The sequence below is a fragment of the Lysobacter sp. Root983 genome (assembly GCF_001429345.1).
Taxonomy (GTDB): domain Bacteria; phylum Pseudomonadota; class Gammaproteobacteria; order Xanthomonadales; family Xanthomonadaceae; genus Lysobacter.
In genome coordinates this window covers 678,591-691,651 of the sequence record NZ_LMJO01000001.1, presented here as the reverse complement: position 1 = coordinate 691,651, position 13,061 = coordinate 678,591, and the positions used below count along the sequence as shown (strand labels likewise).

The window sequence follows — 13,061 nt, the reverse complement described above, 5'->3', positions numbered from 1 at the left end:
GGGAGGTGCGATCCGCGCCGGTCAGGCCCCGCGCTGGCTCAATGGCCGTCCAGCAGCTCGATCAGGGCGCGCCGCTTCTTGCGCGACAGCTTGCGCATCAGGCCCATCAGGCGCAGTTCGTCGGGGTCGCTGTATTTGGTGGTCTGGTCGCGCACCGACAGCGACTTGCCTTCGATGGTGCCGCGGCCGGTGGCCAGCCATTCGAAGCTCACATGCTGCTGCACCGCGATCGAGAGCATGCGCTCCAGCTCGGGCAGGGCCAGGCCGATCAGCCATTTGCGCGCGGTCTCGCGGCTGACGCCGTAGTAGGAGGCGAGCGCGCCGGTGCGGGCGCGGCCCTTGGCGAAGCCGGAGAAATCCAGCGCCTGATGCAGGCGGCGGGCGAATTCGTCGTGGGGTGTATTGCTCATGCGGTACCGCCTGTGCGTCCTGCCAGGCTCGATCGGTTGTCCGTCACCGGGTGTCCACTCGTTCTTGCGCGGGAGAGCGCAACTCATTCTTGCGCATCTTGTGGAAACGAATCACACTTTTTGGGTGTTGTATTTCGCTATTTCAAGTTGTATATTGCAGTGGCGTAGACGACGATAGGGATGTCGTGGCCGATACAGCTCGTGCAGTACCAGCCGCAAGCGCGGAAGGCGGAAATTCCCGCGAAAACCCGATCCAGCGTTATGTCGCCTGCTTCGCGACAGTCGGGTTGGCGGCCAAGGCCGCCGGTGTGTCCACAGAAATGCTGCGTCAAATGCGTATTCGTGGCTTCGTTTCTACGCGCAACCGAGCTTTGCGCATGGCCGAGGCTTGCGCCGGGCGGGTCAGCGCGGTCGAGTTGATGGCGCTGCCGCGTCGGGCCGGGCGGGGCTGATGCCGATGGGCCGGCCGGATCCGCGGGTCGAGGCGCCCGGACGCGAATCCGACACCACCGCCCTGGTGGCGGTCGCGGCGGCCGAACCGGCGTCGCCGCTGCGCGCGGACTGGGCCGATGCCTCGTCCGTGGCGGCCGGTCTGGCCGCGGCGCTGGCCTTGCTGATCGCGGCCGCGGCCTGCGCGCTGGCGGTGTCGATGCGGCGCCAACCCAGCTTGCCGGAGCTGGCTGAACGCGAAAGCGATAACGGCGACACGCTGTTGTGGCTGGCGCGCGAGATCGAGCGTCACGTCGCGCAGTCGGAGCAGGCCGGACGCAACGCCGGCGAGCAGCGGCGCTGGGCGCGCCTGTGCCGGCGCATCGCCGGCGAACATCTGGAGTGCGTGAACGCCTTGATGCTGGAGGGCCTGCGCCGCGAGGCGCCGTCGCCGTCCCGGCGCGAGGCGGCCGAACCCTAAGCGGCGGGCGTGCCGCAAACGTGCCTCGGCGCTGGCTCGGCTTGTATGCTCGCGCTATGAGCTCAACCCATTCGGACGATTCCGCCGCGGCACAGCTGTCCGGCCTGGTGCCGCGTCGCAGCTACCTGCTGGCCTTGCTGGTGCTGATCGGCGCGCTGGTGCTGGTGTTCACCACCTGGACCGTGGCGCGCGATCGCGAACTGCGCACCGCCGAATCGGAGTTTCAGGTCCAGACCAAGGTCATCACCGACCTGATGCGGCAGCGCCTGATCTATTACGAATTGGTCGCCGGCGGCGGCGTGTCGCTGTTCGCCTCGGTGGCGCGGCCGACCCCGCAACAGTGGCGCGCCTACGTCGAGGGCATGAACCTGAGCCAGCGCTTCTCGGCGATGCTGGGGCTGGGCTTTGGCGGCTACGTGCGCAGCTCGCGTCTGCCGGATCTGCAGACCGAATGGCGCGAATCCGGCTACGGCCTGCTCGAGGTGCGGCCACGCGGCGTGCGCCGCGACTACGGTCCGATCCTGTACCTGGAACCCAAGACCGCGGCCAACGTGGCGGCGATCGGCTACGACATGTACTCCGAGCCGACCCGCGCGGCCGCGATGCTGGCGGCGCTGGAGTCCGGCCAACCGCAGCTGACCGGGCCGTTGCAACTCATCCAGGACGGAGCCGAGAAGCAGACCGGGCTGGTGCTGTACCTGCCGGTGTACCGCGGCGGCGATCGGCCGCAGAGCCTGGACGCGCGTCGCAGCTCGATGCAGGGCTGGGTCTACGTGCCGTTCCGCATGCAGCGCTTCGCCGAGAATTCGATGGGCGGCGCCTTCAAGGACGCGCGCTTCCGCGTCTACGACGTCGAAGGCGCCCGCAGCACCTTGCTGTACGCCAGCCCGCGCGGGCGCGACGAGGTGGAGTCGGCGTTCCGCCACTCGACCACGCTGGACGTCTACGGGCGGCGCTGGCGGTTGGAGTTCGAATCCAGCCCGCAGGCGCAGTCGGCGCCGCGCCTGGCCAGTCTGCAGAACATGCTGGCGCTGGGGTTGTTCGCCTCCCTGCTGTTGTACGCGGTAGCGCTGACCCTGGCCCGCACCGAGGCGCGCGCCCGCAAGATCGCCTTGCGCATGACCGAGGACTATCGCCGCAGCGAAACCCGTTTCCGCAGCGCGATGCGCTATTCGGCGATCGGCAAGGCCCTGCTGGACAGCGAAGGCCGCATCGTCGAGGCCAATCCGGCCCTGGTCGCGATCGTCGGCAACAACGAAGCGGCCTTGCTGGGGACGCGTTTCGATGCCCTGTTCGATAACGAGGACCACGAACTGATCGGCAAGGCCACCGGCCGCACCGACACCGACGGCGTGCACCGGGCGACGCGGCGCCTGCATCGCGGGGACGGGCTGGTGCGTCAGGTCCAACTGACCTATTCGCCGGTGCCCGGCAACGTCGGTCAGGACATCACCGGCCTGGTCCAGATCGAGGACGTGACCGAGCGCTTGCGCGCGGAGGCACGCGTGCACGCGCTCAACCGTACCCTGGAGGCGCGCGTGGCCTTGCGCACGCGCGAGCTGAGCGTGGCCAACCAGGAGCTGGAGGCGTTCGCCTACAGCGTCTCGCACGATCTGCGCGCGCCCTTGCGCGCGATCGAGGGCTTCAGCCGCATCCTGATCGAGAAACACGCCGCGCAACTCGACGAGTCCGGCCGCGACTACCTCAGCCGGGTGCGCAAGGCGGCCGGGCGGATGGGCGAGCTGATCGACGCCCTGCTGCAGATGTCGCGTCTGGCGCGCAGCGAGCTCAAGTTCGATCGCATCGACCTGAGCAGGATGGCCGGAGAAATCGTCGAGGAGCTGCGCACCGCCGACCCGCAGCGCAGCGTCGAAGTCGAGATCGAACCCGGCCTGACCGTGGTCGGCGATGCGCCGCTGCTGCGTAACCTGCTCGCGAACCTGCTAGGCAATGCCTGGAAGTTCACCCGCGGCCAGGCTCAGGCGCGCATCGCGTTCGGCGCCACCACCAATGCGCAGGGGCTGACGGAGTTCCACGTACGCGACAACGGCGCGGGCTTCGCCCAGGAATACGTGGGCAAGTTGTTCCGGCCGTTCCAGCGCCTGCACACCGACAGCGATTTTCCCGGCCACGGCATCGGCCTGGCCTCGGTCAAGCGCATCGTCGAACGCCACGGCGGCAGCATCCGTGCCGAGGGCGTGGAAGGGCAGGGGGCGACGTTTACGTTTACCTTGCCGGGGGAGTAGGGGTTTGAACGTTTAGCGGTGCTGCGCATCGTTTGCGATTTGCCGTGTCGCTAATGTGTGCGGAATCGTTCGAGCTAAGCCCGTAGGGCCCTGCGTGGGTTCGCCCCGTTCCAAAAGCAAATCCCCCTCGATCCCCATTTTTCAAAGGGGGAGGAAGCGCTATCGCGACAATGCTCCCCGAGTAGGTCTCGGTGAACTGGTCGAAGTGTCGGCGGCCGGCTTGCGTCGCTTCGATGAGTAGGGGCCTGCATCGCGGCATGGCGCTGAAGTCACTGGATCCCCGCCTCCGCGGGGATGACGGATCGGGAGTGACTCAGCGGTCTAGGCTCTGGCCGAATCCCGAATCCCGAATCCCGAATCCCGAATCCGGCCCTCAAGCGTCGCGGTTATGGCGCCGCATCGTGCGTTGCTTTTCGCGCGCCCAATCCTTTTCCTTGCTGGCTTCGCGCTTGTCGTGGCTCTGTTTGCCCTTGGCCAGGGCGATCTCGGCCTTGACCTTGTTGCCCTTCCAGTACAGCGCGGTGAGCACCACGGTGTAGCCGTCGCGCTGGATCCGGCCGATCAGGTTGTCGATCTCGCGCCGGTGCAGGAGCAGCTTGCGGGTGCGCCGTTCCTCGGCCACGACGTGGGTCGAGGCGGAGATCAGCGGGTTGATCTGGGAGCCGTACAGGAACATCTCGCCCGCGCGGATGACCGCGTAGGCGTCGGTGATGTTGGCGCGTCCGGCGCGGATCGACTTGAGTTCCCAGCCCTGCAGGGCCAGGCCCGCCTCGAAGCGTTCCTCGAGGTGGTAGTCGTGGCGCGAGCGCTTGTTCAGGGCAATGGTGCCGCCGGCGCCGCCCTTTCCTTTATCCTTGCCGGCCTTGTTGTTTGCATTTTTAGCCATCGCGCCATTGTCCCCGATTGCGCGGCCGCTAGCGAATATTCCATGCCGACCATCCGTCGTTCCGCCCTAGTCGAACATTCCGCCGCGCGCATGTACGCGCTGGTCAACGACGTCGCGGCCTATCCGCGGCGCTTCGACTGGTGCGAGAACGCGCAGGTGCTGGAGGCCAGCGACAGCCACATGGTGGCGCGGCTGGACCTGGGCCTGGGGGCGCTGCGGACCTGGTTCACCACCCGCAATACCCTGTCGCCGCCGCACCATATCGAGCTCAAGCTGGTCGACGGCCCGTTCCGCCAGCTCGGCGGGCGCTGGGAGTTCCACGCCCTGGACGAGTCGGCCTGCAAGGTCACCCTGACCCTGGAGTTCGAGCCGGCGGTGAAGCTGCTGGGCCCGGCGATGGCGATCGGCTTCCAAAGCCTGGCCGACCGCATGGTCGACGACTTCGTGCGGGTCGCCGATCGCGGGGACGAGGCGTGAAGATCGAGCTGGTCCGCGCCTGGCCGCGGCGGTTCGAGACCTGCGCGCTGGACCTGCCCGAGGGCGCGCGCGTGCGCGACGCGCTGGCCGCGGCGGGCTGGGCGCGGGACGAGGAGGCGGTCGCCTATGCGGTGTACGGGGTGCGCGCGGAGCCCGACGCGGTCCTGCGCGATGGCGACCGGGTCGAGTTGCTGCGGCCCCTGCTGGCCGATCCCAAGGACGCGCGTCGGCGCCGCGCGCAGGCGCGCGGTCCGCTCAAGGGCGGCTCGTCCAAGTAAGGGGCAGGCACCGCTTGGCGGTGCCGGAAACGCTGGAAACCGGAGAAGCGCGGCCTCAGCGGCGGCGCTTCTTGTCCTTTTCCTTGGCCAGGTTGCGGCCGAACTGCTTCGGCGCGGCCTTGGCGATCTGCTCGTCCTGCTCCGGGAAGTAGTCGCCGTCCCAGCGGGCCAGGGCGTCGTTCTCGAAGTACAGGACCAGGTTCTTCTTCTCGGTCCGCGCCAGGCGGCCGGTGCGCTGGGTCGCGGTGTAGTCCCAGCGATCGTGGTGGAACGGGTCTTCGATCGAAGGGCTGCCCAGCAGCAACTGCACCTGCTGCTTGGTCATGCCGGTCTGCAGCTGGTCGACCGCGGTCTTCTCGAGCAGGTTGCCCTGGTAGATCGGCTGCTTATAGAGAATGCCGCAACCGGAGGTGATCAAGGCGATCGAAAGGACGAGCAGGAGCTTGCGCATCGTGTGCTGGGACCTATGTCTGCGACGGGCGGGTAACGCGCCGATGATACACTGAAGGCCGCATCCACAAGGGGTGGGCCGGGGCGCGCCGAGACGCGTTCATCCGCCGTTCCGGCCGCGGCCGCCGCGCCGCCGGCGCGCGAACGCCGACCCGGGCCGCCCAGTCAGCACGATAAAGAAGGACGATCAGATGGAATCGCAGGACCTGCGCAACGCCGGACTCAAGGTCACCCATCCGCGCATGCGGATCCTGGAGCTGCTGGAGCAGTCCAAGCCGCGCCACATGACCGCCGAGGACATTTACCGGCTGCTGCTGGAAAAGGGCGAGGACATCGGCCTGGCCACGGTCTACCGCGTACTGACCCAGTTCGAATCCGCGGGCCTGGTGCTCAAGCACAACTTCGAGGCCGGGCAGTCGGTGTACGAGCTCGACCGCGGCCATCATCACGACCACATGGTGGACATCGAGACCGGCAAGATCACCGAGTTCGAAAGCGCCGAGATCGAAGAGCTGCAGCGCAAGATCGCGGCCAAGCACGGTTACGAGATCGAAGAGCATTCGCTGGTGCTGTACGTGCGCAAGAAGCGCTGAGGGGCGCGGTGCGGGATCGGTGGAGCGCAGCGCTTGCCGGTGCCGCCAGACTAGAAGGGCCCGCTCATGGCGGGCCTTTGCTTTGGTGCGGGCTGTGTTGCCGCGACAGGCCTAGGTCCAATACGGGACGCGTCCGCGGCGTCATTCGCGCGCTGACTCCACTCGGCGCGTAGGTGGCGCCCAGTCTGGAACCGAGAGGTTCTAGGGCGCTTGCGTCGTCGGCGATAGGCCGAGCAAGTCACTGGATCCCCGCCTTCGCGGGGATGACGAATCGAGAGTGGCCACGGGCCGCAAAGCTCTTCCCGATTCCCGATTCCCGAATCCCGAATCCCGAATCCCGAATCCCGAATCCCGAATCCCGAATCCCGAATCCCGAATCCCGGCCTTAAACCACATCCGCCAGCAGCCGCCTGGCCGCCGCGCGCACTTCCTTGGTCAGCTCGACGCCGCCGAGCATGCGCGCCAGTTCCTCTTCGCGCTGCTTCGCGTCCAGGCGCTGGACCGCGCTCTGGGTGACGCCTTCGCTGGCCGACTTGCTGACCCGGTAGTGGGCGTGGCCCTGGGCCGCGACCTGGGGCAGGTGGGTCACGCACAGAACCTGGCGGCTCGCGCCCAGGGCGCGCAGCTTCTGGCCGACGATCTCGGCCACGGCGCCGCCGATGCCGGAGTCGACCTCGTCGAAGACCATGCTGGGGACCGTATCCAGGCCCAACGCGGCGACTTCGATCGCCAGCGAGACGCGCGAGAGCTCGCCGCCGGAGGCGACCTTGCGCAGGGCGCGCGCGGGCTGGCCGGGGTTGGCCGCGACCAGGAACTCGACGCGCTCGCCGCCCTGCGGATCGGGGCGGTCTTCGTCGATGGGCTCCAGAGCGATCTCGAAACGGCCGCCGCCCATGCCGAGCTCGCCGATCAGGCCGGTGGTCGCGGCCGACAGGGCCTGGGCGGCGCTCTTGCGCGAGGCGGTCAGGGCGTCGGCGTTGCCGCGCCAGGCCTTGCGCGCGCCGGCGATCTCGCCGTCCAGGCGCGTCAGGCGTTCGCCGGCGCCGCGCAGGACGTCCAGTTCGGCGCCCATGCCGTCGCGGTGCGCGGCCAGTTGTTCGGGGGCGACGCGGTGCTTGCGCGCGAGCTCGTGCAGGCGGCCCAGGCGTTGTTCCAGGGTGTCGAAGGCGGACGGGTCCAGGTCGAGGTCGTCGCGCACGCGGCCTAGCAGGGCCAAGGCTTCGTCGACCTGGATCGCGGCGGCGTCGAGCATGGCGTCGACGTCGCTCAGGCGCGCCTCGTGCTCGACCACGCGCTGCAGTTCGGCGCGCACCTGCTGCAGATTGCGCGACAGCGAGGGGCCGTCCTCGCCGCCGAGGCGGGCGAAGGCGTCGTCGCAGGCGGCGATCAGGCCGGCGGCGTGGGCATGGCGCTTGTGATCGGCGTTCAGGCGCGCGATCGCCTCGGGTTCCAGGGTTTCGCGTTCGAGTTCGGCGTGCTGGTGTTCCAGCCAGCCGATGCGTTCGGAGACGTCGCCCTTGGCGATCAGGGCGTCGCGTTCGCGCAGCAGGGCGCTCCAGTCGCGCGCGGCGGTTTCGACCGCGGCGCGCGCGGCATCGTTGCGCGCGTAGGCGTCGAGCAGGGCGAGCTGGCTGGCCTTGGACAGCAGGGCCTGATGTTCATGCTGGCCGTGGATCTCGACCAGGCGCGAGGCCAGGTCGGCGAGCTGGCCCAGGGTGGCCGGGCGGCCGTTGATCCAGGCGCGCGAGCCGCCGTCGGCGCGGATCACCCGCCGGACCTGGCAGCTGTCGTCCTCGTCCAGTTCGTTCTCGCGCAGCCAGGCCGCGGCCGGCGCGGCGTCTGCCAGCGAGAAGTCGGCGACCAGTTCGGCGCGGTCGGCGCCGTGGCGGACCACGCCGCTGTCGGCGCGCAGGCCGCTGATCAGGCCCAGGGCGTCGACCAGCAGCGACTTGCCGGCGCCGGTTTCGCCGGAGATCACGGTCAAGCCCGGGCCGAACGAGAGTTCGGCCGCGCTGACCACGACGAAATGCTTGAGAGAAAGGTGGGTGAGCATGCGCTGGCGGCGTTGTGGAGCGGCGATTGTGCCGGGTCGGGGGTGACCGGGCTAGCAGGGAATGCCGCCAATCTGTGTCGGATTAGTCTCCAGGGTTGAGATTGGCGGCGGCAGGCGAGTTTCGAGTGCGGGCGGCGCGATCGCGGGTTACGTCGCTCCGACGGGAGGGCGGAACCCGTTAGGCATCGAGCTTGGGGAGGAGGGCGACGAACGGAAGCTACGTCGTGGCTCGATGGCGCGGTCGCGACTTGCGTCGCTCCTACCGCAAACCCGACCGACTAGCGGTGCGTGCAGGCACGCTTCCTGTGGGAGCGGCGTGAGCCGCGATTGCGTGGCTGCCAGGCCCCGCAGGCCAGCCAGCCGGGTGCGCTCTCACACGGGTCTCCGGCTGCATGAACGGCGCGCGCGCATCGCCGCGCTTGCGCCCACCGCCCGGCGCGCTTATATCGACAGCGATGAATCGCCGTTCTTCCGACCTCAGCCTGGACCCGCGCGCGCGCCAGTTATTGCGCACGCTGATCGGGCGCTACATCCACAGTGGCGAACCGGTGGGCTCGCAGACGCTGGCGCGCCATGCCGGCCTGGACGTGAGCGCGGCGACCATCCGCAACATCCTGTCCGACCTGGAGGACGCCGGCCTGCTCAGCGCGCCGCATACCTCGGCCGGACGCATCCCGACCGCGCAGGGCTATCGTTTGTTCGTGGATTCGCTGCTGCAGGTGCGGCCGCTGCCCGAGGGCGACCTGGCGCGCCTGCGCAACGAGCTGCCGACCGGTTCGGGCACCCAGGCCTTGCTCGGCAGCGCTTCGGAGCTGCTGTCGGCGATGACCCATTTCGTCGGCGTGGTCAGCGTGCCCAAGCGCGAGCAGTTCGCGTTCCGGCGCATCGATTTCGTCCCGCTGGACGCGCAGCGCGTGCTCGCGATCCTGGTGTTCGCCGATCACGACGTGCAGAACCGCATCATCCAGACCAAGCGGCCCTACGACGCCGGCGAGCTGGAACGGGTCGCCAACTACCTCAACAGCCATTTCGCCGGGCGCCCGGTCGCCGACATACGCGCGACCCTGCTGCACGAGCTGCGCAGCGCGCAGTCCGAAATGGCCGCGTTGCTGGCGCAGTCGGTCGAGCTGGCCGAGCAGGCGCTGGCGCCGGACCGCGACGACGACATGGTGCTGGCCGGGCAGACCCGGCTGATGGGCGTGCAGGAGCTGTCCGACGTGGATCGCCTGCGCGAGCTGTTCGAGGCCTTCGCGCGCAAGCGCGAGATCCTGCAGCTGCTGGAGCGCACCATCCACGCCCCGGGCGTGCGCATCTTCATCGGCGAGGAAACCGGCCTGGCGCCGCTGGAAGGCGTGTCGCTGGTGACCGCGCCGTACACCGCCGGCGGCCAGGTGCTGGGTGTATTGGGCGTGATCGGGCCGACCCGGATGGCCTACGACCGGGTGATTCCGGTGGTGCAGGCCGCGGCGGATGCCCTGGGGGATGCGTTCAAGCCCGAGGCTTGAGCGGGGGCGTGCGTCTGGGGATTTGGCCTTCTATCCGCGGGCGCGGGCCTTGGCTTTCTGTGGGAGCGGCGTGAGCCGCGATGCCGAAGCGGCAGTGCGCCGAGAGTGGCAGGCAAACCCGAAGCCAATACCCGCAGCACGACGGCTTTCGCGATCGCGGCTCACGCCGCTCCCACAGGAAGCGGGCGAGGCGGGGTGGGCGTCGCCATTGGTGGCTTAGGCCGCGACTCGCGTCGCTGCTGCCCAAGGCCATCGCCGTCGCCGATCGCCGCTTTGGGGTAGGAGCGGCGTGAGCCGCGATGCCCGAAGCCGAAGTCCGCCGATCACCGAGGTTCCAGCCGAGGCCGGGCCCGCGTCGGTCGCCGACTCCCGTGGTCGCGGCTTGCGCCGCTCCTACAGGGGAAGGGCGGGATGTCGTCGTTGCTGGGAAGGCGTGGTCGCGGCTTGCGCCGCTCGCGCTCAATGATGCCGATGGCGGTGCGATAGCCCCTGCGGCTATGCCCATCGTCCCAAAAACGGCATCGAACCGCCCCGGTCGCCGCCGTTGCCGCACGATCGCCGCAGATGCCGGCACTTCTGTGCGGCGCGCACTTGAACGGTCCGGGCTTGGCCCCAATAGCTGCCCCTGTCGCGGATATACCGCCAGGACCAGCCCAGCATGAGCCACCACGATCCGAATACCGAACTCCACCCCGACGCGCAGGACCCGGCTTCCGCCGCCGCGCCGAACGAGGTCGAGACCCTGCGCGCCGAACTGGCCCAGGTCCGCGAGGACGCGCTGCGCGAGCGCGCCGAACTCGACAACCAACGCAAGCGCCTGGCGCGCGACATCGACACGGCGCGCAAGTTCGCCAACGAGCGCCTGCTCGGCGACCTGCTGCCGGTGATCGACAGCCTGGAAGCCGGCCTGGCCGCGGCCGGCGGCGACGCCAGCGCGCTGCGCGAGGGCATGGAACTGACCCTGCGCCAGCTGCTCAAGGTTGCCGGCGACAACGGCCTGATCGCGGTCGACCCCACCGGCCAGCCGTTCAACCCCGAACAACACCAGGCCATGAGCATGGTCCCGGCCCCGGGCGTCGCCCCGAACCACGTGGTCCAGGTCTACCAGAAGGGCTGGCTGCTGAACGAGCGGCTGCTGCGCCCGGCCCTGGTCGTGGTCGCCCAGGACGCCTGAACCGTCGCCGGCGCGAGCGCGCCGGAGCGCGCGGGCGAGGGCGGGGGCGCTTGAACCGCCCGCGACCGGACCCCAAATAACGCACATCGGCGCCGCAACGGCAGCCGCAACATCTAAAGCATTCGAGAGGGAGCAACACCATGGGCAAGATCATCGGCATCGACCTGGGCACGACCAATTCCTGCGTCGCGATCATGGAAGGCGGCAACGTCAAGGTCATCGAGAACGCGGAAGGCGATCGCACCACGCCGTCCATCGTGGCCTTCACCAAGGACGGCGAAGTCCTGGTCGGCGCTTCGGCCAAGCGCCAGGCCGTCACCAATCCCAAGAACACCTTCTACGCGGTGAAGCGCCTGATCGGCCGCAAGTTCACCGACGCCGAAGTGCAGAAGGACCTGGACCTGGTGCCCTACGGCATCGCCCAGCACGACAACGGCGACGCCTGGGTGGCGACCGCCGACGGCAAGAAGATGGCGCCGCAGCAGATCTCGGCCGAAGTGCTGGCCAAGATGAAGAAGACCGCCGAGGCCTACCTGGGCGAGACCGTCACCGAGGCGGTCATCACCGTGCCGGCCTACTTCAACGACAGCCAGCGTCAGGCCACCAAGGACGCGGGCAAGATCGCCGGCCTGGAGGTCAAGCGCATCATCAACGAGCCGACCGCGGCGGCGTTGGCCTACGGCATGGACAAGAAGGGTGGCGATCGCAAGGTCGCGGTCTACGACCTGGGCGGCGGCACCTTCGACGTGTCGATCATCGAGATCGCCTCGGTCGACGGCGAAATGCAGGTCGAGGTGCTGGCCACCAACGGCGACACCTTCCTGGGCGGCGAAGACTTCGACAAGCGCGTCATCGACTACTTGGTCGAAGAGTTCCAGAAGGATCAGGGCATCGACCTGCGCAAGGATCCGCTGGCCCTGCAGCGCCTGAAGGACGCCGCCGAGCGCGCCAAGATCGAGCTGTCCAGTGCCCAGCAGACCGAAGTCAATCTGCCCTACGTGACCGCCGACGCTTCGGGCCCGAAGCACCTCAACATCAAGCTGACCCGCACCAAGTTGGAGTCGCTGGTCGAGGACCTGGTCAAGAAGACCATCGAACCCTGCCGCATCGCGCTCAACGACGCCGGCCTGCGCGCGGGCGACATCAGCGAAGTGATCCTGGTCGGCGGTCAGACCCGCATGCCCAAGGTCGCGCAGGCCGTGGCCGAGTTCTTCGGCAAGGAACCGCGCAAGGACGTCAACCCGGACGAGGCCGTGGCTGTCGGCGCGGCGATCCAGGGCGGCGTGCTGGCCGGCGAGGTCAAGGACGTGCTGCTGCTGGACGTGACCCCGCTGAGTCTGGGCATCGAAACCCTGGGCGGCGTGTTCACCAAGATCATCGAGAAGAACACCACGGTACCGACCAAGGCCTCGCAGACCTTCTCCACCGCCGAGGACAACCAGTCGGCCGTGACCGTGCACGTGCTGCAGGGCGAGCGCGAGCAAGCCCGCTACAACAAGTCGCTGGCGCGCTTCGACCTGTCCGGCATCGAGCCCTCGCCGCGCGGCATGCCGCAGGTCGAGGTGTCCTTCGACATCGACGCCAACGGCATCCTGCACGTGTCGGCCAAGGACAAGAAGACCGGCAAGGAACAGAAGGTCGAGATCAAGGCCGGTTCGGGCCTGTCCGAGGACGAGATCGCCAAGATGGTCGCCGACGCGGAGGCCAACCGCGAGGAAGACCAGAAGTTCCACGACCTGGTCCAGGCCCGCAACCAGGCCGACGGCCTGATCCACATGGCGCGCAGCACGATCAAGGAGCACGGTGAGAAGCTGCCGGGCGACGCGATCGGCCGCACCGAGGGCGCGATCGCCGAGCTTGAGACCGCGATGAAGGGCGACGACAAGGGCCAGATCGAGGCCAAGTCCAAGGCCCTGGAAGAGGCCGCTCAGGCCCTGTTCGCGGCGGTCCAGGCCCAGCAGCCGGGCGCAGACGCGGGCGGCAACGCCGGCGCCAAGTCCGACGACGTGGTCGACGCTGAGTTCACCGAGGTCAAGGACGATCAGAAGCCGTGATTCGGGATTAGAGATTGGAAGGAGC

The 13,061-nt window shown here is 68.6% G+C and carries 12 protein-coding genes; 8 read left to right on the top strand and 4 right to left on the bottom strand.

Features of this window, described 5'->3' with window-relative positions; all coding sequences use genetic code 11:
* Nucleotides 1–38 precede the first annotated feature (38 nt).
* Nucleotides 39–410 carry a helix-turn-helix domain-containing protein gene (locus ASE43_RS03040; protein ID WP_056174996.1) on the bottom strand — a complete coding sequence of 124 codons (372 nt, stop codon included), beginning with the start codon at nt 408–410 and terminating at the stop codon, nt 39–41.
* Nucleotides 411–861: 451 nt separating this feature from the next.
* Here ASE43_RS03040 and ASE43_RS03035 point away from each other — a divergent pair, with 451 nt between their 5' ends.
* Nucleotides 862–1,320 (top strand): hypothetical protein, encoded by a 459-nt coding sequence (locus tag ASE43_RS03035; RefSeq protein ID WP_057159427.1) that lies wholly within the window; start codon nt 862–864, stop codon nt 1,318–1,320.
* Between the two features lie 56 nt (nt 1,321–1,376).
* Nucleotides 1,377–3,566 carry a CHASE domain-containing protein gene (locus ASE43_RS03030; RefSeq protein WP_057159426.1) on the top strand — a complete coding sequence of 730 codons (2,190 nt, stop codon included), beginning with the start codon at nt 1,377–1,379 and terminating at the stop codon, nt 3,564–3,566.
* 373 nt (nt 3,567–3,939) lie between these two features.
* On the opposite strand, the gene smpB is transcribed toward ASE43_RS03030, so the two are convergent.
* Complete coding sequence (gene smpB / locus ASE43_RS03025; RefSeq protein WP_056174987.1) at nt 3,940–4,452, bottom strand: SsrA-binding protein SmpB; 513 nt, start codon at nt 4,450–4,452, stop codon at nt 3,940–3,942.
* Between the two features lie 42 nt (nt 4,453–4,494).
* Here smpB and ASE43_RS03020 point away from each other — a divergent pair, with 42 nt between their 5' ends.
* Together ASE43_RS03020 and ASE43_RS03015 are read left to right on the top strand one after the other, a co-directional pair.
* Nucleotides 4,495–4,929 (top strand): type II toxin-antitoxin system RatA family toxin, encoded by a 435-nt coding sequence (locus ASE43_RS03020; RefSeq protein WP_056174984.1) that lies wholly within the window; start codon nt 4,495–4,497, stop codon nt 4,927–4,929.
* The gene (locus ASE43_RS03015; protein WP_057159425.1) at nt 4,926–5,207 is read left to right on the top strand and encodes an RnfH family protein; all 282 of its coding nucleotides are present in this window, start codon (nt 4,926–4,928) and stop codon (nt 5,205–5,207) included. The genes ASE43_RS03020 and ASE43_RS03015 overlap by 4 nt, the downstream gene beginning before the upstream one ends.
* Before the next feature lie 55 nt (nt 5,208–5,262).
* Here the strand turns inward: ASE43_RS03015 and ASE43_RS03010 are convergent, their stop codons facing one another.
* Nucleotides 5,263–5,658, bottom strand: coding sequence for an outer membrane protein assembly factor BamE (locus tag ASE43_RS03010; protein ID WP_056174978.1), 396 nt, complete (start codon nt 5,656–5,658; stop codon nt 5,263–5,265).
* A 190-nt stretch (nt 5,659–5,848) separates the two neighbouring features.
* On the opposite strand from ASE43_RS03010, the gene fur reads away from it, so the two are divergent.
* A complete protein-coding gene (gene fur / locus ASE43_RS03005) occupies nt 5,849–6,250 on the top strand; it encodes a ferric iron uptake transcriptional regulator (RefSeq protein WP_056174976.1) in 402 nt (133 codons plus the stop codon).
* A 385-nt stretch (nt 6,251–6,635) separates the two neighbouring features.
* Here fur and recN read toward each other — a convergent pair whose 3' ends face one another.
* Nucleotides 6,636–8,303, bottom strand: coding sequence for a DNA repair protein RecN (recN, locus tag ASE43_RS03000; RefSeq protein ID WP_057159424.1), 1,668 nt, complete (start codon nt 8,301–8,303; stop codon nt 6,636–6,638).
* A 455-nt stretch (nt 8,304–8,758) separates the two neighbouring features.
* Here recN and hrcA point away from each other — a divergent pair, with 455 nt between their 5' ends.
* The 3 genes from hrcA (at nt 8,759) to dnaK (ending at nt 13,036) form a co-directional block, all read left to right on the top strand.
* Nucleotides 8,759–9,808: a heat-inducible transcriptional repressor HrcA gene (hrcA, locus tag ASE43_RS02995; protein WP_056174969.1), complete on the top strand. Its 1,050-nt coding sequence runs from the start codon at nt 8,759–8,761 to the stop codon at nt 9,806–9,808.
* Nucleotides 9,809–10,466: 658 nt separating this feature from the next.
* A complete protein-coding gene (grpE, locus tag ASE43_RS02990; protein WP_056174966.1) occupies nt 10,467–10,982 on the top strand; it encodes a nucleotide exchange factor GrpE in 516 nt (171 codons plus the stop codon).
* A 140-nt stretch (nt 10,983–11,122) separates the two neighbouring features.
* Entirely contained in the window at nt 11,123–13,036 is a 1,914-nt protein-coding gene (gene dnaK / locus ASE43_RS02985) for a molecular chaperone DnaK (RefSeq protein WP_056174962.1), read from the top strand.
* Nucleotides 13,037–13,061: the final 25 nt, after the last annotated feature.

What these genes read in the sequence shown, in the direction of transcription:
- ASE43_RS03040 (WP_056174996.1), bottom strand. Translation starts at nt 410, where the DNA reads ATGAGCAATACACCCCACGACGAATTCGCCCGCCGCCTGCATCAGGCG.
- ASE43_RS03035 (WP_057159427.1), top strand. Translation starts at nt 862, where the DNA reads ATGCCGATGGGCCGGCCGGATCCGCGGGTCGAGGCGCCCGGACGCGAA.
- ASE43_RS03030 (WP_057159426.1), top strand. Translation starts at nt 1,377, where the DNA reads ATGAGCTCAACCCATTCGGACGATTCCGCCGCGGCACAGCTGTCCGGC.
- smpB (WP_056174987.1), bottom strand. Translation starts at nt 4,452, where the DNA reads ATGGCTAAAAATGCAAACAACAAGGCCGGCAAGGATAAAGGAAAGGGC.
- ASE43_RS03020 (WP_056174984.1), top strand. Translation starts at nt 4,495, where the DNA reads ATGCCGACCATCCGTCGTTCCGCCCTAGTCGAACATTCCGCCGCGCGC.
- ASE43_RS03010 (WP_056174978.1), bottom strand. Translation starts at nt 5,658, where the DNA reads ATGCGCAAGCTCCTGCTCGTCCTTTCGATCGCCTTGATCACCTCCGGT.
- fur (WP_056174976.1), top strand. Translation starts at nt 5,849, where the DNA reads ATGGAATCGCAGGACCTGCGCAACGCCGGACTCAAGGTCACCCATCCG.
- recN (WP_057159424.1), bottom strand. Translation starts at nt 8,303, where the DNA reads ATGCTCACCCACCTTTCTCTCAAGCATTTCGTCGTGGTCAGCGCGGCC.
- hrcA (WP_056174969.1), top strand. Translation starts at nt 8,759, where the DNA reads ATGAATCGCCGTTCTTCCGACCTCAGCCTGGACCCGCGCGCGCGCCAG.
- grpE (WP_056174966.1), top strand. Translation starts at nt 10,467, where the DNA reads ATGAGCCACCACGATCCGAATACCGAACTCCACCCCGACGCGCAGGAC.
- dnaK (WP_056174962.1), top strand. Translation starts at nt 11,123, where the DNA reads ATGGGCAAGATCATCGGCATCGACCTGGGCACGACCAATTCCTGCGTC.